This is a genomic window from Falsiruegeria litorea R37 (assembly GCF_900172225.1).
Lineage (GTDB): Bacteria > Pseudomonadota > Alphaproteobacteria > Rhodobacterales > Rhodobacteraceae > Falsiruegeria > Falsiruegeria litorea.
This window is the reverse complement of record NZ_FWFO01000001.1, coordinates 2699425-2718772: the sequence shown is the minus strand read 5'-3', so window position 1 is coordinate 2718772 and position 19348 is coordinate 2699425. Positions and strand designations below refer to the sequence as shown.

The window sequence follows — 19348 nt, the reverse complement described above, 5'->3', positions numbered from 1 at the left end:
GTGATCATTGGGTTAGCCTCAGCTTGCGGATCGATGATGCGATCGAGGCGAATGCGTCCGAGATCTCTAGCCCGTCCACATCATAGAAGTGGCTGTCCGAACTGGCACAGTTCTTGAGAACCGAAAGGCCGCCACTGGGGGCTTCGAAACCGATGGTGTAAACGATCACATTCTGGGCTTTGGCCGCGTCACAGATAGCCTGTGTTCGGGTGTTTTTGGTGCTGGAGCCGACGTAACTGCGGACGCCATAATACCATTCGTCACGCGCCTGGCTGTCGTTCATCCAGGGATAGTAGTGCTTGCTGAGGTTATACTGTAGCGACGTCTGTTCCCAAAGCTGTGGGTATGTCAGACGCTCGGCGCTGCCGGGTTCTGTGATGGTTTCGGTTACCCAGCTGCCATAGTAGCAATTGCCATAGTAAAGCGTGCCTGTGCAGCGGGTTTCCGTGTATGTGCCGTTACCATAGGGGTGATCTTCCCATTCGCGGTTATGCGGCCAGTAATAGCGGTTGGTTGCCGGTCGATAGACTGAATACTTCTCTTCTTCGGCATTCCACCAGATGTTCGAATCCCCCTGCCGATACTGGTCACGCAGGTAATATTGGCTGGTGTTTTGACCGTCCGTCATCAGAACGATGACTTTTAGCGTTTCGCCGTCCGAATACTGATGGGGGCGGGCAGAAAAATCGTTCGGGATATCACCGTTCGCGATCAGGTTGGTCACGACGTCATTCATGCTGTGGTCCAGAAATGCGGTGCCCCACTTCATCCCGACGTCGATCGAGGTATTGCCACGCGCGGTCAGTGCCGTGATGAAGTTCTTTAGCGTGTCGCGGTCTTTCTGCAGCAACATGATCTCGCGACGGCTGTCTGCCTCGCACACGGGGAACTTGACCAAGTCACCGTAAGGACGGCCGTCGCTGCGGCTGGACCCCGAACTGGTAAACGTATCGAAATGCATGGTGCGTGGGTGGGCAGCGTTTTCGTTCAAAGTTGTTGTCGAAAAATCACTCGACCGGAAATTGAGGCAGTTCGAATGGGCATTCTCACCTGTCGCATTAAACTCGGCCATCAGATTGTCAGGGATGGAAACCTGGGTCGCATAGGGAATGATCGAAATCGACAGTTTCCCGTCTTCGGTATTGTCGACCATCTGGTCGACGAAATCGCGCGCTGCCACTTTCAGATTCGGCAGTCGATTGTTCGAGTTCATCGATCCCGAGACGTCAAGCACCATTGAAATCTCGACGCCGCCGATGCTTTCTTCGGCGGTGCTGGCTGCCGGTGCGCTCAGCGTGTCGACACCTGTCATATGCATGAACTGTGTCGGGAATTCGGATTCCGCCGTCGCCTTCACGTTCCGGAAACCCAGACCTTCGGACACGGTCACACTGGTCAGAAATTGCAGAAGATCGGCTTTCTCCAGGTACTCGCGGACCACCGCTTCGGGTTCGAGAGATTGGTCAAGGTCAGCTGCGGCCAGAACGGCGCGATCCATCGTGTATTGCAGTTTTGCCCGGTCACGCTCGTAGCGCATGACATCGATCCCGATGCCACCCACGGCCAACATGATTACGAATAAAAACAGCACAAAGATCGCGATGACACCGCTTTCGTCGGCAGCAAAACGCTGTGCGCGATGCGACAAAGTGCGACTTGCGACACTCAGCGGCCCCGCCTTTTTTCCAGCGTCAGTAAACATGACTCACCTCTCTCTTCAGCACCTGACAAGCAGCCTGAAGACAAACTTCCACTGAACGTTTTTGCTTTGAGATGATGGCTAAATTGGGGCGCAATATGTTCCAAACAAAGGATATTAACACTTTGTTTGACACATTTTTCCCAAGTTTCGAGGTGTTGTTTCCTTGGTCGAAACAATCATCAGGCGAGGGGGTTAAATGAGTGATTCGGCCTTTATCGAACTACGATCGATTTGCAAGTGATTAAAAATGTCGCACTTGTTAATCGAACGGTCATACTGTCGCTGCGACAACTCATTCTTGAGCGAGTCGCGTAAGGTCATGGAGGAAGTATTGTGAGTATGACCCGTACAAATGAGCCCAGTTTTCGTGAAAGCGTTGATCTGATGTTCAACAGGGCGGTGGCCCTGATGGATCTGCCGCCAGGATTGGAAGAGAAAATCCGGGTCTGTAATGCGACCTATACGGTTCGGTTCGGTGTACGATTGCGCGGACAGATTCAGACCTTTGTAGGCTATCGTTCGGTGCACTCAGAGCACATGGAGCCGGTCAAGGGCGGTATTCGCTTTGCCCCGTCGGTGAACCAGGACGAGGTTGAAGCGCTCGCAGCTCTGATGACCTATAAGTGCGCGCTGGTCGAGGCGCCGTTTGGTGGTTCCAAGGGCGGTCTGTGTATTGATCCGCGTCAATACGACGAACATGAGCTGGAGCAGATCACCCGCCGCTTTGCCTATGAACTGGCCAAGCGCGACCTGATCCACCCGTCTCAGAACGTTCCCGCCCCTGACATGGGCACCGGCGAGCGCGAGATGGCCTGGATTGCGGACCAATATGCCCGCATGAACACCACGGACATCAACGCACGTGCTTGTGTCACGGGTAAACCGCTGAATGCGGGCGGCATTTCAGGTCGGGTTGAGGCGACGGGACGCGGGGTGCAATATGCGCTGCGCGAGTTCTTCCGTGATCCACGCGACGTGGCCAAGGCAGGTCTCAGCGGCTCGCTCGATGGCAAACGTGTGATCGTGCAGGGCCTGGGCAACGTGGGTTATCACGCGGCCAAGTTCCTGCAGGAAGAGGACGGCTCGAAAATCGTTGGCATCATCGAACGTGACGGGGCGCTGTACAATCCTGACGGCTTGGACGTCGAAGGCGTGCGCAACTGGATCGTCAAGCATGGCGGCGTGACCGGATATCCGGATGCGACCCACACCGCCGAGGGCGGTGCCGTGCTGGAAGAGGACTGCGATATCCTGATCCCGGCGGCGCTTGAGGGTGTGATCAACCTTGGCAACGCGGCCAACATCAAAGCGCCTCTGATCATCGAGGCTGCGAACGGCCCCGTGACGGCCGGCGCGGATGAGATCCTGCGCAAGAAAGGCACGGTAATCATCCCCGACATGTACGCAAACGCAGGCGGTGTGACCGTGTCCTATTTCGAATGGGTCAAGAACCTCAGCCACATCAGGTTCGGCCGGATGCAGCGCCGCCAGGAAGAGGCGCGCCACCAACTGGTCATCGACGAGCTGGAACGCTTGGATCGCTATCTCGGTGATGCCTGGTCAATGACGCCCGAATTCAAGCAAAAGTACCTGCGCGGCGCCGATGAGTTGGAGCTGGTGCGCTCGGGGTTGGATGACACGATGAGGATTGCGTATCAGTCGATGCGTGAGATCTGGCATGACCGCGTCGATGTCGAAGATCTGCGCACAGCGGCCTATCTGGTGTCGATCAACAAGGTTGCAGCCAGCTATCGCGCCAAGGGTCTGTAATCGCCAAATCAGAATGACCAAGGCGGCGCGCAGAAATGCGCGCCGCTTTTTTGTGCGCTTTGGCTTGGAATACATCATTTTTCAGAGAATTGGACGTCTCGAGGTGGGAGGCAGATCGCAACGCTCTATTGTTTCCAAGCGAGACATCCCAAGGAGCAGCCGATGACTTCAGTGACGCGTTTTCTTGCCGTTTATGGCGGCGCATTTTTCCTAAGTGCGACCGGGGCTGACGCTCAGCAACAATTTGGATGGGCGACGCAGTTTGATGGACTGGCGGTCTACCAAGGCAACGCAGGGCTCAGTGGTGGCGGCCAGTTCAGTGCGGAACGGGCGTTCGTGCGCGGCGGCGCGTTTTACCGTTTTGACAGCGGCGCTTCGGCTGGCCTGTTTCTGAGCTATGGCCAGTTTTCCTATGACTTCAGCTTTGCGGGCAACCAGCCTTGGGATCGCATCCGCGATGTACGCATTTCTGCGCCGGTGCGGTTTTCGGTTGGAAACAGCGCAACGGTTTTTGTCTCGCCCCAAATTCGGTGGGACTATGAAGATGGGGCGTCCTCATCGGATGGCTACACGTATGGTGTCTTTGCGGGCATTACCTGGCAGGTGAACCCGAAGCTGCGGATCGGGCCCGCTTTTGGCGCGTTCTCGGAGTTGGGGGCGGATGGCACGGAAGTCTTTCCAGCGCTTTTGGTGGACTGGGATATTGCGCCGCGTTGGAACTTGAGCACCGGAACGGGGTTGGGGGCCACTCAGGGACCGGGCGTGATCCTAAGTTATCAGCACACTGACGCCCTGAGTTTCTCTCTCGGTGCGCGGTCGGAACGGGTGCGCTTTCGGTTGGACAACACAGGGCTTGCACCAGGCGGTGTGGGCGAAGACCGCAGTGTCCCTGTAGTCTTGTCGGTGGATTACCAGCCCAACCCGGCAGTGCAGGTCAGTGCTTTCGTCGGGGCCGAGCTTGATGGGCGTTTGACGCTGGACGCGGCCAATGGTGCGCAGATCAGCCGTCAAGACTACGATACAGCTCCGATCGTGGGGTTTGCTGCCCGTATCCGGTTCTGAAGGCTGAAACGCCAAGACGTCTTTGCGACAGATCTGGTCGCAGTCTGACATGTTTTTGTCGAAAAGCGATATGGTGATCCGGGGGCGGATTGATACATCTGTTCCGACGGGCACATTCCAGCCCGACAGGAGGAAGCAGATCATGCGTTTTTCAGGCCTTCGCGTTCTCAAGGAAGGGTTGACCGGCAACAAGGGCTGGAAACCCCATTGGCGCGATCCCGAACCCAAGGCGGAATACGATATTCTGGTCATCGGTGGCGGTGGTCACGGTTTGGCGACGGCCTATTACCTGGCCAAGGAGCACGGGCTGACCAATGTCGCGGTGCTGGAAAAGGGCTATATCGGTGGCGGCAACGTGGGCCGGAACACCACCATCGTGCGGGCCAACTACTTTTTGCAAGGCAATTCCGAGTTCTACTCGCACTCTCTGAAGCTGTGGGAAGGGTTGGAAGAGGACCTGAACTACAACGTCATGCATTCGCAGCGGGGCATCATCAACCTGTTCCATTCCGACGGCCAGCGGGACGCGCGGGCGCGGCAGGGCAACATGATGCTCAGCCAGGGGGATGACGCGATCCTGCTGGGGCGGGACGAGCTGCGCGGCATGCTGCCTTATCTGGATTTCGACAACGCGCGCTTCCCGATCTACGGCGGGCTGTATCACCCGCGCGGCGGCACGGCGCGCCATGACGCCGTGGCCTGGGGCTTTGCCCGTGGGGCCGACCAGCGCGGCGTGGACCTGCTGCAGAACTGCGAAGTGACTGGCATCGATATCGAGAATGGCAAGGTCAAGGGCGTGCAGACCTCGCGCGGACCGATCCGGGCCAAGAAGGTGGCGATGGTGGTTGCGGGCCGCTCCAGCCAGGTGGCGGCGATGGCGGGCATGACGCTCCCAATCGAAAGCCACATCCTGCAGGCTTTTGTCACCGAGGGTCTCAAGCCAGTGATCGACAATGTCGTCACCTTTGGCATGGGCCATTTCTATATCAGCCAGTCGGACAAGGGCGGCTTGGTCTTTGGCGGCGATCTGGATTTCTATGCCTCTTACGCGGCGCGTGGCAACCTGCCGACAGCCGAACATGTGATGGAGGCTGGGATGGCGCTGATGCCGATGATCGGCAAGGCCAAGATGCTGCGCAGCTGGGGTGGGATCATGGACATGTCGCCTGACGGATCGCCCATCATCGACCGGACCCATATCGACGGGCTCTATCTGAACTGCGGCTGGAACTACGGCGGGTTCAAGGCGGTGCCGGGGTCAGGCAACGTCTTTGCCCATCTGATCGCGACGGATCGTTACCATGAGAACGCCACGCGCTATCAGCTGGACCGCTTCCGCACCGGGCGGGGCATCATCGACGAAGAGAGCAAGGGCTCTCAACACAACCTGCATTGAGGGATGAGGCAGATGTCGGATTTCCGTATTTGTAACGAGAAGAAGCAGGGGGTTGGGGTATGAGGATCACCTGTCCGATCTGCGGCGAACGGGATCGTCGCGAGTTCTACTACAAGGGCCACGCCGTGTCGCTGGACCGGCCTGCGCCGGACGCGGGCGAAGAGGCTTGGGACAACTATGTCTATCTGCGCGAAAACCCGGCCGGGGTGACGCGCGACCTTTGGTACCACGAGGGCGGCTGCGGCGCCTGGATCGAAGTGACGCGTAATACGGTGACGCACGAGGTCGTCTCGACGCGGCTGGTGTCGGAGGAAACGGCATGAGGATCGCAAGCAAGGGCCTGCTGGATCAGAGCAAACCGGTCACCTTCTCGTTTGACGGGGTGAACTACACAGGGTTGGAAGGCGACACGCTGGCGTCCGCCCTGCTGGCCAACGAAGTGCGCCTGGTGGGCCGCTCGTTCAAATATCACCGCCCGCGCGGCATTCTGACCGCAGGGAGCGAAGAGCCCAACGCGCTGGTGACCATTGGTGAGGGCGCGCGGCAGGACCCCAACGTGCGCGCCACGATGCAAGAATTGTACGAGGGGTTGTCGGCGCGCAGTCAGAACCGTGGGTTGTCGCTGCAGTTCGATCCGATGGCGATCACCGATCTGGCGGCGCCATTTCTGGGGGCGGGGTTCTATTACAAGACCTTCATGTGGCCGCGGGCGTTCTGGGAAAAGCTGTACGAGCCCATCATCCGTCGTGCCGCCGGCCTGGGCGCGCTGTCGGGCGAAAACAACGCCGATGTCTATGACAAGGCCTATGCCTTTTGCGACCTGCTGGTGATTGGGTCCGGTCCTGCGGGGTTGATGGCCGCGCTGGTTGCTGGTCGGGCAGGCGCGGATGTGATCCTGGCAGAAGAAGACAGCCGCATGGGCGGTCGCTTGTTGGCCGAGACGCATGAAATCGACGGCAAACCCGGCCATGTCTGGGCCGATGAGGTTCTGGCCGAGTTGCGGTTGATGGACAATGTGCGTCTGATGACGCGCACCACAATAACCGGTGCGTATGATGGTGGCACATTTGGCGCGCTTGAACGTGTGCGTCATCACTTGGGCAGCCGTCCTGCGGGTGCGCCGATCGAGACGTTCTGGCGGATCGCGTCGAAACGTGCGGTGCTGGCGGCGGGCGCTCTGGAGCGTCCCGTGGCTTTCCGCAACAACGACCGTCCGGGCATCATGACGGCGGGTGCGGTGCGGGCCTATCTGAACCGTTGGGGCGTGGCGCCGGGGCAGCGCGTGGCGGTCTTTGGCAACACAAACGACATCCACCGCACAGCCCGCGATCTGCTGGACGCAGGCGTGCATGTGGCCGGTGTCATCGACAGCCGTCATGATGGGCCGACGTCCGATGACTACCCCGTTTATCGCGGTGCGCAGGTTTCAAACAGCGCTGGGCGAAAGGCGCTGGAATCGATCACCATCCGCAGTGCCAGCGGCGAGCAGAACCTGCAGGCCGATTGTCTGGCGATGAGCGGCGGGTGGAACCCGACTGTGCATCTGACCTGTCACATGAACGGGCGCCCGACCTGGAAGCGCGAGATCGAGAGCTTTGTGCCGACGCCAGGCGCGATCCCGGGGCTGGAAGCGGCGGGCGCTTGTAACGGGGTCTTTTCCACCGCGGCGTGTTTGCGCGAAGGGGCCGAGGTTGCCACCCGTGCGTTGGCTGATCTGGGACACAAAGCGCCGGAGGTGGCACAGCCGCAGGCCGAGGATGACGCTTACGAAATTGCGCCCTTGTGGGCGGTTCCGGGCAAGGGCCGTGCTTGGCTCGACTTCCAGAACGACGTCACGGTCAAGGATGTGAAACAGGCGGCGGTCGAAAACTTCCGCTCGGTCGAGCATATGAAGCGCTACACCACGCAAGGCATGGCGACGGATCAGGGCAAGAACTCGAACGTGGCGGCGCTGGCCATTTTGGCCGATGCCACCGGGCGCGGGATCCCTGAAACCGGAACGACCACGTTCCGCCCGCCATATTCGCCGGTGGCCATTGCGGCCTTTGGGGCAGGGGGCACGGGCAAGAGCTTTGCCGCCGAACGCTTCACCACCTCGCACAAGGCGACTGTCGAACGGGGCGCACCGCTGATCGAGGCGGGGCTGTGGTATCGCCCGAGCTATTTCCCCAAGGCGGGCGAACCCACGTGGCTTGAAAGCTGTAACCGAGAGGTCGGCTATGTCCGCAACGCGGTTGGCGTGGCGGATGTCTCGACCCTGGGCAAGATCGACATTCAGGGCAAAGATGCCGGGCAATTCCTGGACCTTGTCTATACCAACATGTTCTCCACGCTGAAGGTGGGGCGCACGCGCTATGGTCTGATGCTGCGTGAGGATGGGTTCGTAATGGATGACGGCACCACCGCGCGATTGGGTGAAAACCACTATGTGATGACCACCACGACCGCCGGTGCGGGCGACGTGATGAAACATCTGGAATTCGTCAATCAGGCGCTGTGCCGTGATCTGGATGTGCAGTTCACCTCTGTCACCGAACAATGGGCGCAGTTTGCGGTCGCGGGACCAAAGTCGCGCGCGGTGCTGGATACGCTGCTCGACAAACCGCTGACCGATGAAGACTGGCCGTTCATGGCCTGTGGTCCGGTCAAGGTTCTGGGCATCGACGCGCGCCTCTTTCGCATCTCTTTCTCGGGCGAGCATGCTTATGAGGTTGCCGTGCCCGCGCGCTATGGCGACAGCCTGTTCCGTCTGCTGGCCAAAAAGGCCGAGGAAATGGGCGGCGGCGTCTATGGGATGGAGGCGCTGAATGTGCTCAGGATCGAGAAAGGGTTCATCACCCACTCGGAAATCCACGGGCGGACAACGGCGTATGACATCGGCATGGGGCGGATGGTGTCGGCCAAGAAGGACTGCATCGGCAAGACGATGACTCAACGACCGGGGCTCGAAGAGCCGGGGCGCGAGGTTCTGGTTGGTCTGAAACCGGTCGAGAAAGACGGCCAGGTCTTGGCGGGCGCGCATCTCTACAAGAAGGGAGATGAGCCCATCAGGACCAATGATCAAGGTTATCTGACGTCCGTGTGTCATTCGCCCACTCTGGGCTGCATGCTGGCGCTTGGGTTCATGGCCGATGGGCGCGAGCGTCATGGCGAAATCGTGAAAATGGTCGACGGGCTGCGCGGGGTGGAAACCCTGTGCGAAGTGGTCGATCCGGTGTTTTTTGACCAACAGGGGGAACGGGTCCGTGGATAAACTTACAGCTCTTTCACCCTGTGCGGGTCTGCTGCCGCTGACCATTGGCGCCACAAAGGTGGTCGAGGTTGAGCCGGGGCAGATGACCTCTGTTGCGCCCTACAATGGACAACAGGATAAGCTGTCCAAGGCGATGAAGGCCGCGCATGGGGTGGCGTATCCTCAGGCCAATGGGCTGACACAGGGCAGCGATACGCAGGCCATCTGGTTCGGACATGCGCAGGCGATGTTGGTGGGGCCTGTGACAGATGCGGGTTTGGCCAAACACGCGGCCTTGACCGATCAATCCGACGCCTGGGCGGTTGTCACCCTGTCCGGCGAGACGGCCGAGGATGTTCTGGCGCGTCTGGTGCCGGTGGATGTGCGGCTGGCGCATTTCCCGGTTGGCATGGCCGTGCGCACCCAATTGCAGCATCTGTCGGTCTCGCTGGCGCGTGTGGACGAGGGCACGTTCCAGATCATGGGGTTCCGCTCGATGGCGCACACTCTGGTTCACGATCTTAAAACGGCCATGGAAGCTGTGGCCGCGCGGGGGTAACCTGCGCGGAACCTGAACTGATTCCGGGAGAGACCGTTGATGATCCGCCTTGCAACTGCAGCTTCTTTGGCCGCTGCCCTGTTGGCGACCCCCGTTGCCGCCGCTGACACCAAACAACAGAGCTGTACCTATCAGGCGCAAGTGGTCGCGGCGGTTCAAAACGCCCGGTTGGATCGGGTCAAGGAACGCGACGTGGCCGAGGCCGTTGCCGCAACCAACCCGACCTGGCCTGACAATTACAACAACGCGATTCCGATTATTGCGCCGTGGGTCTACCAGCAAAAAATGTCGACCGTGCGCAAGGAAAACCTGGGCGAGGCGTGGCTGGAACTCTGTCTGAAGCAGTAACCCGATAAACGATGGTTGAGCCGCACTTGGCGGCGACGGCTATCTCTGACACAGTACGCACATGTCACTGACTCCCGGATTCATGGATGAGCTGCGCAGCCGCGTCAGCCTGACCCAAGTGGTTGGGCGCAAAGTGACGTGGGACATGCGCAAGTCCAACCAGGGCAAGGGTGATATGTGGTCCCCGTGCCCCTTCCATCACGAAAAAACCGCTTCTTTTCATGTGGATGACCGCAAGGGGTTCTATTACTGCTTTGGTTGCCACGCCAAAGGCGATGCGATCAAGTTCGTACAGGAAACCGAAAATGTCGCCTTTATGGAGGCGGTTGAAATCCTGGCGCGCGAGGTCGGCATGACGATGCCCGCGCGTGATCCCAAGGCGCAGGAAAAGCAGGATCGTCGAACCCAGTTGGCGGACGTGATGGAACAGGCGGTGCAGTTCTTTCGCCTGCAACTCAACACCGGCGGCGGCGCAGCGGCGCGCGACTATGTCACCCGGCGCGGGCTGAATGGCCAAGCGCTGGAGCGGTGGGAGATCGGCTTTGCTCCTGATGGCTGGCAAGGTCTATGGGATCACCTGCGCGGCAAGAACGTGCCCGAGGATCTGATTTTGGGTGCCGGGCTGGCCAAAGCCTCGACCAAGGGCAAGAAACCCTATGACACTTTCCGCAATCGGATCATGTTCCCGATCCGGGACGCGCGCGGGCGTTGCGTGGCCTTTGGTGGCCGCGCGATGGACCCAAATGACAACGCCAAATATCTGAATTCGCCCGAGACCGAGCTGTTTGACAAGGGCCGCAACCTGTACAACCACGGACCTGCGCGGCAGGCGGCAGGGCAGGGGCAGCCGCTGATCGTCGCCGAAGGGTATATGGATGTGATCGCCCTGGCCGAGGGCGGTTTTGGCGCCTCGGTCGCGCCTTTGGGTACGGCGATCACGGAAAACCAGCTACAACTGTTGTGGCGTATCTCGGACGAGCCGATCATCGCCCTGGACGGCGACAAGGCGGGTATCCGCGCTGCGATGCGGGTGATCGACCTGGCCTTGCCGCTGCTGGAGGCCGGGAAATCGGTGCGCTTTGCGCTGATGCCCGAGGGCAAAGACCCCGATGACCTGATCAAGGCCGAAGGCCCTGCCGCCGTGCAGAGCGTGCTGGATGCAGCGATCCCCATGGTGCGGCTGCTGTGGCAACGCGAGACCGAGGGCAAAGTCTTTGACAGCCCCGAGCGCAAGGCGGCGCTGGACAAGACCCTGCGCGAAAAGATCAAGCAGATCCGCGACCCCTCGATCCGCTCGCATTATGGCCAAGAGATCAAGGACCTGCGGTGGGAGCTGTTCCGCCCCAACCGCAAATCGGGCGGCAAAAGCAGCTGGCAACCACGTGGCAAATGGAAAGCAGAGCGTCTGTCGGCGCTGCCAGGCACGCGCCAATCGCTGTTGGCTTCGGGCGGGGACAATGCGCAGGTACAGATGCGCGAGGCGGTCATTCTGGCCACGGCCATCGCAACGCCCGAGGTGGTCGTGCAATTCGAGGTCCAGATCGAGGATATGGAATGCCGCGATCCCGACTATGCGATCCTGCGTGACGTGATCTTGCGCTATGCCATCGACGCGCCCGATCAACTGACGGACCGGATTTACGATGCTTTGGGGCCGGATGCCCTTGAAAACCTGCGGTCGCTTCGCCATGTGGCTATCAGCCCCTGTATCCGCAATCCCGGCGATGTCGAACTGGCTGAGCTTACGCTCAATGAAGAACTCGCAAAACTGACCGCGCACAGGGGGCTGAGCGCCGAGATTGCCGAGGCCGAGGAAGAGATGGCCGGGCAAACGGACGAGGCGATCACCTGGCGTTTGGGTCAGGCCGCCGAAGCCCGCAACAAGGCAACCCGAAGTGAAAATGAGGACAAGGCGATCTATGACGTTGGGGACAACGGAGCGCGAATCAATCGGGAAGAGCGTGACGCCTTTGCCGCAATCACGGCGGGAATCAACTTCGAGAAGAAGCGCAGGTAGTGCGTTTTGGTAAAGAATAGGTAGAAAAAACCGGGTAAACGGGTGGCCGAATCATTTCATCGCGCTAATGATTCGGGCTAACCGAATCACCCAGCCCTGCAGGAGCACTGAATGGCCGCCAAAGATACCAACGACGACCGCAAGCCCGAGGACCAGGAACAGGAAATCTCGCTCGACATGAGTCAGGCCGCGGTCAAGAAGATGATCGCCGAAGCCCGCGAGAAAGGCTACATCACCTACGATCAGCTCAATCAGGTTCTGCCGCCCGACCAGGTGAGCTCGGAGCAGATCGAGGACGTGATGTCGATGCTCTCGGAAATGGGCATCAACATCATCGAGGATGAAGAGGCCGAGGAAGAAGAGCAAAAGGGCGCGACCGAGCTGGTGACAACGGACAACAACCGCGAGGTTGCCCTGTCCAGCGGCACGACCGAAAAGTTGGATCGTACCGACGACCCGGTCCGCATGTACCTGCGCGAGATGGGCAGTGTCGAGCTGCTGAGCCGTGAGGGCGAGATCGCCATCGCCAAGCGAATCGAGGCGGGTCGCAACACGATGATCGCAGGGCTGTGCGAAAGCCCTCTGACCTTCCAGGCGATCACGATCTGGCACGACGAACTTCTGTCCGAAGACATTCTTCTGCGCGACGTCATTGACCTGGAAACCACATTCTCGGGTCAGATGGACGACGAGGAAGAAGAGCCCGTTGTTGACACCTCGGCCGTGCAGGCGGCGAAACCGGCCAAGGACGAAGGGCCTGAGTTGGACGCTGATGGCAACCCGATTGCCAAGGACGACGACGACGACGAGGACGAGCAGGCCAACATGTCGCTTGCCGCGATGGAGGCGGCGCTCAAGGATCAGGTGCTGACCACGCTCGAGCGCATTTCGTCGGATTACGCACAACTGTCTGAAATGCAAGACAGCCGGATTTCGGCAACGTTGAACGAGGATGGTTCGTTCAGCTCCAAGGACGAAGACGTCTATCAGGCGCTGCGATCCGAGATCGTGGAGCTGGTGAATGGTCTGCACCTGCACAACAACCGTATCGAAGCATTGATCGACCAGTTGTATGGCATCAACCGCCGGATCATGTCGCTGGACAGCTCGATGGTAAAGCTGGCCGACCAGGCCCGCATCAACCGCCGCGAGTTCATCGAGGCCTATCGCGGCCGCGAACTGGACCCGAACTGGTTGTCGGATATGGGCGAAAAGCCGGGCCGGGGCTGGCAGATGTTCATCGAACGCTCGACCGACAAGGTCGAAGAGCTGCGCAGCGACATGGCGCAGGTCGGTCAGTATGTCGGTCTGGACATCAGCGAATTCCGCCGCATCGTGCAGCAGGTTCAAAAGGGCGAGAAAGAAGCCCGTCAGGCCAAGAAGGAAATGGTCGAGGCCAACCTGCGTCTCGTGATCTCGATCGCCAAGAAATACACCAACCGTGGCCTGCAATTCCTGGATCTCATTCAGGAGGGCAACATCGGCCTGATGAAGGCGGTGGACAAGTTCGAATATCGCCGCGGGTATAAGTTCTCGACCTATGCGACCTGGTGGATCCGTCAGGCGATCACCCGCTCGATTGCGGATCAGGCCCGCACGATCCGTATCCCTGTCCACATGATCGAGACGATCAACAAACTGGTCCGGACAGGTCGCCAGATGCTGCACGAAATCGGACGCGAGCCGACGCCGGAAGAGCTGGCCGAGAAGCTGCAGATGCCGCTTGAGAAGGTTCGCAAGGTGATGAAGATCGCCAAGGAGCCGATCTCGCTTGAGACACCTATCGGGGACGAAGAAGACAGCCAACTGGGCGATTTCATCGAGGACAAGAATGCCGTGCTGCCTTTGGACAGCGCCATTCAGGAAAACCTCAAGGAAACCACGACCCGCGTTCTGGCCTCGCTCACCCCGCGCGAGGAACGTGTTCTGCGGATGCGGTTCGGCATCGGCATGAACACCGACCACACGCTGGAAGAGGTCGGCCAGCAGTTCAGCGTGACCCGTGAGCGTATTCGCCAGATCGAGGCGAAAGCGCTGCGTAAGCTGAAACACCCCAGCCGCTCGCGCAAGCTGCGGTCGTTCCTGGATCAGTAAAAACCAAGGCGCTCCCGAGTTGGGAGCGCCTTTTTCTTTTGAGTTATTTGAGAGTTGATTATGGCCGGAAATGAATTCTGGGCGAGGAAAATTATCGCAGCCTATGTTGAGCTACGTCGCACCACTGAACAAATCTTCATAACCTATGGCGAATTGGCCGATCTCATCGGCCGAAAGGGCGAGCATCGCCTGCTGGGAGGGGCTTTGGATTTGGTCCGCGATCGCTGCTGTGAAATGGGTGTACCTGACATCGCAACTGTTGTGATCGACAAGGAGAGCTTGAAGCGTGGCGAAATGAGGCCCTCTCCAAAAGCTATTGATAAATATGAGGGTTGGCAGAACCTGAGGGCCGAGCAGGCACGGGTGATAACCTTTGATTGGAGTGCCGTAAATCTCTAGGCGCAATGCCGCCAACGTATGCACATCCACTGACATCAACGTGAAACGCTCTGTCCGGTCTTGGGTGGACGTTCTACACTGTGCTCAAGATAGTAATCATTTGGGTATCGATTCATGAAACACATCGTCACTGCCTGCACCGTTGCTGCGGCGCTTGCCACGGCACTTCCCAATCCGGCGGATGCGTTTTCGGCGCGCAATGGCGCGCGGGTTAATCCGGTAAACGCGGCCATCTTCGAAGTGGTTCCGCGCGGCTCAGGTCGCACCAGCGACATCTGGTGCGCAGCCTCGGAGTACGCCCGACGCCAGCTGGGGGCAGGGTGGAAGACCCGCGTTTATGTGGCTCGGGGGCGTGATGTGAGCGTTACGACCGGGCGCCGTTCATCTGTGCAGTTCACCATTGATCCGCAAGCCGCAGGGATTTCGCCCATCGAAGGGGGCCTCTTCAAAACGGGCTTCACCGTGGGGGACAGCATGTCTGTTTCACAGGCCGATGGGCTGTGTGAGCCGGTGCCGATCCGGTTCTGATCCTGCACGTGACCTCTTGTAGGGGCGGATGGCCTTCGGCACTCTCGCCCCATGCAGACCCAATTTGAAATCCCGACGCGCGGCCAAGGCCTTTATGAATTCACCTCACAAGTCACGGCTTGGGTTCGCAACGGTCAGCGCGACGGGTTGTTGACGCTTTTTGTCCGCCACACCTCGTGCTCTCTCCTGATCCAGGAAAATGCAGATCCCGAGGTACAGACCGATCTAGCGGCTTTCTTTCACCGCCTTGTGCCGCCGACAACCGACCCCTCGATGTCCTATCTGACGCACACCTACGAAGGCCCCGACGACATGCCCGCCCATATCAAGGCGGCGATGATGCCGGTGTCTGTGTCAATCCCAGTATCGAAAGGGGTGCCGGTTTTGGGCACCTGGCAGGGGATCTACCTGTTCGAGCACCGCAACGCGTCGCACATCCGCAAGGTTGCCGCCCATCTGAACTGAATTCGCCCCATGATGTAGCGGTGAAATTTCCCCTCTACCCAAACTGTAGAGGCTGCCCTATAGTTGTGGATAAGTGGGCCGAAGTGTCCACATAAGAGGCGGAATTTTATGAGGGGGAAGGCGGATGCGCTGCCCGTTTTGCGGAAATATAGACACTCAGGTTAAAGATTCACGACCCGCAGAGGATCACGTTTCGATCCGCAGGCGCCGGTTTTGCCCGGCCTGTGGGGGACGGTTCACAACCTACGAGCGGGTACAATTGCGCGATCTGGTGGTGATCAAGACCAACGGCAAGCGCGAAGACTTTGACCGGGACAAGCTGGAGCGGTCCATCCGCATTTCGATGCAGAAACGGCCGATCGAGCCTGAACGCATCGACCAGATGATTTCCGGTATCGTGAGGCGGCTCGAGAGCATGGGGGAAACTGACATCCCATCGAAACAGATCGGTGAGATTGTCATGGAAGCTCTGGCCCGCATCGACACGGTCGCGTATGTGCGATTTGCAAGTGTATACAAAAACTTCCAGGCGGCGGATGATTTTGAGGAGTTTGTTCATGAACTGCGTCCTCCGGTTCCCCCTAGCGAAGAGTAACGACATTGGACAATAGGTACATGGCGCTCGCCCTTTCGTTGGGGCGGCGCGGTCAGGGTTCGTGCTGGCCAAATCCGGCTGTCGGTTGCGTCATCGTTCAAAACGGGCGCATCGTTGGTCGGGGCTGGACACAGCCCGGCGGACGGCCACATGCCGAACCCGTCGCTTTGGCGCAGGCGGGTGAGGCGGCGCGCGGTGCTACGGCCTATGTCACGCTTGAACCCTGTTCGCATCACGGCAAGACGCCGCCCTGTTCCCAAGCGTTGATTGACGCCGGCGTGGCCCGCGTGGTTTGCGCCTTGCAGGACAGCGATCCGCGTGTGTCGGGACAGGGGTTTGACATGCTGCGCGCGGCGGGGATCGAGGTGACAGTCGGTGTCATGGCTGACGAGGCCGCGCAGGATCTGGCGGGCTTTTTCCTGAAAGTCGAACAGGGGCGTCCGCTGGTGACGTTGAAACTTGCCAGCAGCTTTGATGGTCGCATCGCCACGGCAACTGGCGAGAGCAAATGGATCACTGGGCCGCATGCCCGGCGCGCAGTGCACGCCATGCGTGCCTGCCACGACGCGGTTCTGGTGGGGGCTGGCACGGCACGGGCCGATGATCCCTCGTTGACCGTGCGGGACATGGGCGTCGAGCGCCAGCCGGTGCGCGTCGTGGTTTCGCGCCATCTGGATCTGCCCCTGATGAGCCAGCTGGCCCGCACCGCCAAGGATGTACCTGTCTGGCTGTGTCACGGACCCGGAGCTGACATCGAACGCATCAAGGCGTGGGAGGGGTTGGGCGCCAAGCTGATCCCCTGCGCCCTCCACGGGGTGCAAATTGATGCCAACGATCTGCTACAGCAACTGGGGGCGTCGGGCCTGACGCGGGTGTTCTGCGAAGGTGGCTCAGCGCTCGCCGCGTCCCTTTTGGCGGATGATCTGGTGGACGATCTGATCGGCTTCACCGCTGGCCTTGCCATCGGAGCCGAGGGGCTGCCATCCTTGGGGGCCATGGGATTGGATCGCCTGGCGCAAGCGCCGCGGTTCCAATTGGCCGAGGCGCGTCCGGTAGGGCCCGACATCCTGCACCGCTGGACTCGTGCCTTGCGCTAAGGGGCAACAGCCGTCGGGCAACACGTTTGTAACGCTGTCACCTTATACAGAAATTTGTGCGAGTGATTTGAGCGGATAGCTCAGCGCCACAGATGGGCGTAGGTGGCAAAGGCCCCTTGCAGTTTCGACAACAGCCGGTTGGCCAGCCCAGGGTGCGGAACTGTACCCGTTGCCAGCCGATCCACCACCACCTCAACCGGGCAGGGCTGACCGGTGATGGGATCAAAGTAGCGCGGATAGTCGATCAGAGCGGCGTGAACCAAACCGTATAGGGTGGGCTCTGCCGCGCGTCGGGCCGGGACCGAGCCCAAATCGCGCGTCAAACCCCAGCCTGCATAAAACGGTGCGCCGAGCGTTGTTACCGGAACCTCACGCAACAGCGCCTCGAACCCCAGAAGCGAGGTCATGGTCCAGACCTCGTTCACCTGATCCAGCAGGGCGGTCGGATCGGCATCCGTCGCAACGACATCGGCCAGATCGCGGGCGTCAACGTCGCCTGTGCGCAAACCGGCTTCGACGTCCGGGTGCGGCTTGTAGATGATCACGGCGTCTGGGTTTTCGGCCCGCGCCTCTTGCAACAGGGCAAGGTTGGTGTTGATCTGTCCCGCACCTTTTCGGATCGAGGCGTCGTCTTCGACCTGACCGGGCACCAGAATGCGATGTCCGTCGGGCAAGATGGGTACGGCACCTCCCAGATTGTACTTGCTCAGCCGTTTTTGCGTAAGACTGGCGATCAGGCGTTCGGCGCGCAGATTCTGGTCGGGACGCAGGGTGGCGCGGTTGGTGATTAACGTCTCAAGTCGACTGGGCCGGGTCGGGTCATAATAGATCCCCAGATCGTCGGTCACCAGCGACAGGGGAGGCACCAGTTCGGCGCCCAACCCACGAGAGCGCAGGAACCCGTCTTCGACCCGCACGGCGTCGCTTTGATCGTCTGCACGCCCAGCCCAGACCATATGCGCGCGTCCCTGCAGATCGCTTGGTGCCTCATCAAATATCAGCTTTTTCTGCCGCCCAAAGAAAGCTTGTAGGGGCTTGCGTTTCCACAGGCGCATGCCGCTGGCGACCCATCCCTGATGATCCTGCCGCCAGGCGCGGGCCTGCGCCTCGAGCGTGGTTATCACGTCCTCAAGCGCGCACAGGCTGTCCCGATAAGGGTCGTACCAGGTGGGGGCCAGGATCATGGTGGCAGCAAACAGTTGGGCCTTGGTCAACTTGCGCTGACGGCGTGGCACCGGGAACTCGTCCTTTGTCAGCCCCCATCCCGCGTAGAACGGCTGACCAAAAACGCGGGGCTTGTGTCCAGCAAGGATCGCCTCGAATCCCAGTTGTGAGGACACCGTATAGACGCCGACGGCGCCTTCGAGCAGCGCCCAGGGGCTGACCGGATCGCTCAGCAGGTGAACGCGGTCGGACGTGTCCTGATCCGAGTAGTACCCGCCGCGATACCCAGCCGCCGTCTCGGGGTGGGTTTTGATCACCACCGGCGCGCCCGGGTGTTCTTCCTGCGCAAAAACCAACATCTCGCGGAAAAGCGCGTCATTGCCGTTGCTGGCGCGGACCGAGGCATCATCGCGGGTTTGGTCCACAACCAGAACATAGCCGGGATCGGGCACCGGCGCGGCAGGATCAAAGCCGGAATATTTGCTCAGATGGCTTTCCTTCATTCGCGCCATCGCATTGCGGGCACGGTTCAGCAGGGCGGTGTCATCCAGCGGGTGCGTGGTAAGGAGCTGTTCCAGATCAGATGGCACAGTCGGGTCGAAATGCACTCCGGATCGGTCCAGCATCAGCCCAAGTGGTGGCTCTCCGCCTCTGCCGGGGTGAAGCGAGCGCAGGAAGGCATCCTCGACCCGCAAAAGGGGCGCGTCGTGCTTTGCCGCCATGGCGCGGCCCCGGTGCGCCGTCGGGCTGTCGCCCCAAATGCCAACCAGATCATCATCGCCGGGAATGCCGAGCCGCAGGTCATAGCCAGCCAGCGACAGAATGCGCCGCAACCGCTTTTGCCACAGAAAGCCCCCGTTATACACAAACAGCCGAGAGCGGGGGCTCTCGGCTGTGTCTGTGTGATCTGGGATCATCCC

Annotated in this window: 16 protein-coding genes; 14 read left to right on the top strand and 2 right to left on the bottom strand. The window is 60.0% G+C overall.

Annotated features, from left to right (window positions below; translation table 11 throughout):
• Positions 1-4: 4 nt before the first annotated feature.
• Positions 5-1702 (bottom strand): TadE/TadG family type IV pilus assembly protein, encoded by a 1698-nt coding sequence (locus TRL7639_RS13215; protein ID WP_085796102.1) that lies wholly within the window; start codon positions 1700-1702, stop codon positions 5-7.
• A 339-nt stretch (positions 1703-2041) separates the two neighbouring features.
• On the opposite strand from TRL7639_RS13215, the gene TRL7639_RS13210 reads away from it, so the two are divergent.
• The 14 genes from TRL7639_RS13210 (at position 2042) to ribD (ending at position 17264) form a co-directional block, all read left to right on the top strand.
• Positions 2042-3472, top strand: coding sequence for a Glu/Leu/Phe/Val family dehydrogenase (locus TRL7639_RS13210; protein WP_085796101.1), 1431 nt, complete (start codon positions 2042-2044; stop codon positions 3470-3472).
• Positions 3473-3634: 162 nt separating this feature from the next.
• Positions 3635-4534, top strand: a complete 900-nt coding sequence (locus TRL7639_RS13205; protein WP_235820319.1) for a hypothetical protein — start codon at positions 3635-3637, stop codon at positions 4532-4534.
• 142 nt (positions 4535-4676) lie between these two features.
• Positions 4677-5930 (top strand): sarcosine oxidase subunit beta family protein, encoded by a 1254-nt coding sequence (locus TRL7639_RS13200; protein WP_085796423.1) that lies wholly within the window; start codon positions 4677-4679, stop codon positions 5928-5930.
• A gap of 59 nt (positions 5931-5989) precedes the next feature.
• A complete protein-coding gene (locus tag TRL7639_RS13195) occupies positions 5990-6253 on the top strand; it encodes a sarcosine oxidase subunit delta (RefSeq protein WP_085796100.1) in 264 nt (87 codons plus the stop codon).
• On the top strand, positions 6250-9183 hold the full coding sequence (locus TRL7639_RS13190; RefSeq protein ID WP_085796099.1) for a sarcosine oxidase subunit alpha family protein: 2934 nt from the start codon (positions 6250-6252) through the stop codon (positions 9181-9183). Before TRL7639_RS13195 ends, TRL7639_RS13190 begins: the two co-directional genes overlap by 4 nt.
• Positions 9176-9721 carry a sarcosine oxidase subunit gamma gene (locus TRL7639_RS13185; RefSeq protein WP_085796098.1) on the top strand — a complete coding sequence of 182 codons (546 nt, stop codon included), beginning with the start codon at positions 9176-9178 and terminating at the stop codon, positions 9719-9721. The genes TRL7639_RS13190 and TRL7639_RS13185 overlap by 8 nt, the downstream gene beginning before the upstream one ends.
• A 39-nt stretch (positions 9722-9760) precedes the next feature.
• Complete coding sequence (locus tag TRL7639_RS13180) at positions 9761-10069, top strand: hypothetical protein (protein WP_085796097.1); 309 nt, start codon at positions 9761-9763, stop codon at positions 10067-10069.
• A 61-nt stretch (positions 10070-10130) separates the two neighbouring features.
• Positions 10131-12086 (top strand): DNA primase, encoded by a 1956-nt coding sequence (dnaG, locus tag TRL7639_RS13175; protein WP_085796096.1) that lies wholly within the window; start codon positions 10131-10133, stop codon positions 12084-12086.
• Positions 12087-12197: 111 nt separating this feature from the next.
• Positions 12198-14180, top strand: a complete 1983-nt coding sequence (gene rpoD / locus TRL7639_RS13170; protein WP_085796095.1) for an RNA polymerase sigma factor RpoD — start codon at positions 12198-12200, stop codon at positions 14178-14180.
• A gap of 60 nt (positions 14181-14240) precedes the next feature.
• Positions 14241-14579: a hypothetical protein gene (locus TRL7639_RS13165; protein WP_085796094.1), complete on the top strand. Its 339-nt coding sequence runs from the start codon at positions 14241-14243 to the stop codon at positions 14577-14579.
• Between the two features lie 114 nt (positions 14580-14693).
• Positions 14694-15107 carry a hypothetical protein gene (locus TRL7639_RS13160; RefSeq protein ID WP_085796093.1) on the top strand — a complete coding sequence of 138 codons (414 nt, stop codon included), beginning with the start codon at positions 14694-14696 and terminating at the stop codon, positions 15105-15107.
• 51 nt (positions 15108-15158) lie between these two features.
• Entirely contained in the window at positions 15159-15572 is a 414-nt protein-coding gene (locus tag TRL7639_RS13155; RefSeq protein ID WP_085796092.1) for a secondary thiamine-phosphate synthase enzyme YjbQ, read from the top strand.
• Between the two features lie 124 nt (positions 15573-15696).
• Positions 15697-16167, top strand: coding sequence for a transcriptional regulator NrdR (gene nrdR, locus TRL7639_RS13150; protein WP_085796091.1), 471 nt, complete (start codon positions 15697-15699; stop codon positions 16165-16167).
• Between the two features lie 20 nt (positions 16168-16187).
• Positions 16188-17264, top strand: coding sequence for a bifunctional diaminohydroxyphosphoribosylaminopyrimidine deaminase/5-amino-6-(5-phosphoribosylamino)uracil reductase RibD (gene ribD / locus TRL7639_RS13145; RefSeq protein ID WP_085796090.1), 1077 nt, complete (start codon positions 16188-16190; stop codon positions 17262-17264).
• A gap of 80 nt (positions 17265-17344) precedes the next feature.
• On the opposite strand, the gene TRL7639_RS13140 is transcribed toward ribD, so the two are convergent.
• The gene (locus tag TRL7639_RS13140; RefSeq protein WP_085796089.1) at positions 17345-19345 is read right to left on the bottom strand and encodes a capsule polysaccharide biogenesis protein; all 2001 of its coding nucleotides are present in this window, start codon (positions 19343-19345) and stop codon (positions 17345-17347) included.
• Positions 19346-19348: the final 3 nt, after the last annotated feature.

What these genes read in the sequence shown, in the direction of transcription:
- TRL7639_RS13215 (WP_085796102.1), bottom strand. Translation starts at nt 1,702, where the DNA reads ATGTTTACTGACGCTGGAAAAAAGGCGGGGCCGCTGAGTGTCGCAAGT.
- TRL7639_RS13210 (WP_085796101.1), top strand. Translation starts at nt 2,042, where the DNA reads ATGACCCGTACAAATGAGCCCAGTTTTCGTGAAAGCGTTGATCTGATG.
- TRL7639_RS13205 (WP_235820319.1), top strand. Translation starts at nt 3,635, where the DNA reads ATGACTTCAGTGACGCGTTTTCTTGCCGTTTATGGCGGCGCATTTTTC.
- TRL7639_RS13200 (WP_085796423.1), top strand. Translation starts at nt 4,677, where the DNA reads ATGCGTTTTTCAGGCCTTCGCGTTCTCAAGGAAGGGTTGACCGGCAAC.
- TRL7639_RS13195 (WP_085796100.1), top strand. Translation starts at nt 5,990, where the DNA reads ATGAGGATCACCTGTCCGATCTGCGGCGAACGGGATCGTCGCGAGTTC.
- TRL7639_RS13190 (WP_085796099.1), top strand. Translation starts at nt 6,250, where the DNA reads ATGAGGATCGCAAGCAAGGGCCTGCTGGATCAGAGCAAACCGGTCACC.
- TRL7639_RS13180 (WP_085796097.1), top strand. Translation starts at nt 9,761, where the DNA reads ATGATCCGCCTTGCAACTGCAGCTTCTTTGGCCGCTGCCCTGTTGGCG.
- dnaG (WP_085796096.1), top strand. Translation starts at nt 10,131, where the DNA reads ATGTCACTGACTCCCGGATTCATGGATGAGCTGCGCAGCCGCGTCAGC.
- rpoD (WP_085796095.1), top strand. Translation starts at nt 12,198, where the DNA reads ATGGCCGCCAAAGATACCAACGACGACCGCAAGCCCGAGGACCAGGAA.
- TRL7639_RS13165 (WP_085796094.1), top strand. Translation starts at nt 14,241, where the DNA reads ATGGCCGGAAATGAATTCTGGGCGAGGAAAATTATCGCAGCCTATGTT.
- TRL7639_RS13160 (WP_085796093.1), top strand. Translation starts at nt 14,694, where the DNA reads ATGAAACACATCGTCACTGCCTGCACCGTTGCTGCGGCGCTTGCCACG.
- TRL7639_RS13155 (WP_085796092.1), top strand. Translation starts at nt 15,159, where the DNA reads ATGCAGACCCAATTTGAAATCCCGACGCGCGGCCAAGGCCTTTATGAA.
- nrdR (WP_085796091.1), top strand. Translation starts at nt 15,697, where the DNA reads ATGCGCTGCCCGTTTTGCGGAAATATAGACACTCAGGTTAAAGATTCA.
- ribD (WP_085796090.1), top strand. Translation starts at nt 16,188, where the DNA reads ATGGCGCTCGCCCTTTCGTTGGGGCGGCGCGGTCAGGGTTCGTGCTGG.
- TRL7639_RS13140 (WP_085796089.1), bottom strand. Translation starts at nt 19,345, where the DNA reads ATGATCCCAGATCACACAGACACAGCCGAGAGCCCCCGCTCTCGGCTG.